This window comes from Streptomyces omiyaensis (genome assembly GCF_014650895.1).
GTDB classification, from domain to species: domain Bacteria; phylum Actinomycetota; class Actinomycetes; order Streptomycetales; family Streptomycetaceae; genus Streptomyces; species Streptomyces omiyaensis.
On record NZ_BMVV01000099.1, the window covers coordinates 1 to 505 of the forward strand.

At 73.9% G+C, this 505-nt stretch carries 1 pseudogene; it reads left to right on the forward strand.

The annotated features are described in order from the left end of the window. Positions 1-155: 155 nt before the first annotated feature. Positions 156-505, forward strand: a pseudogene (locus IE287_RS38175) (tyrosine-type recombinase/integrase); the annotation flags it as partial.

Sequence of the window (505 nt, forward strand, 5' to 3'; positions counted from 1 at the left end):
GCTTCATGTTCTGGTTGCAGTACTCCCGCGGGGACGGCGGTCCGGTGGTGGCCGGGCCGGGCAGCGCCCCGGTCCGGGGGCCGCGCCGGATCAACACGGTGCTCTCCGGGGTCCGCGAGTTCCTCGCGCACGGCGCGTCTCTGGGAACGGTGCCGATGACCGTGCTGTCCCAGCTCTACGAGATCGCCGACGAGCGCGATCTGCCGCCCGAGGCTCGTGGCGAGGGCAGCGGGCTGCGCTACTTCGCCAAGGCCCGTCACCGGGCTCCCGAGCCGGACGAGCCGGTCGACCGCGCCGCCGACGAGGAGGTGCTGGCTCTGCTGCGGGCCTGCCGAAGTGCCCGGGACCGGTTCATCGTGTTGCTGCTGGCCCGGGCCGGGCTGCGTCGCAGCGAGGCCGCGGGCCTGCGGCGGGAGGACATTCACTTCGTCCTGGACGCCAGCGTGCTGGGCTGCCGGGTTCCCGGCTCGCACCTGCACGTGGTCCGCCGGGACAACGCCAACGG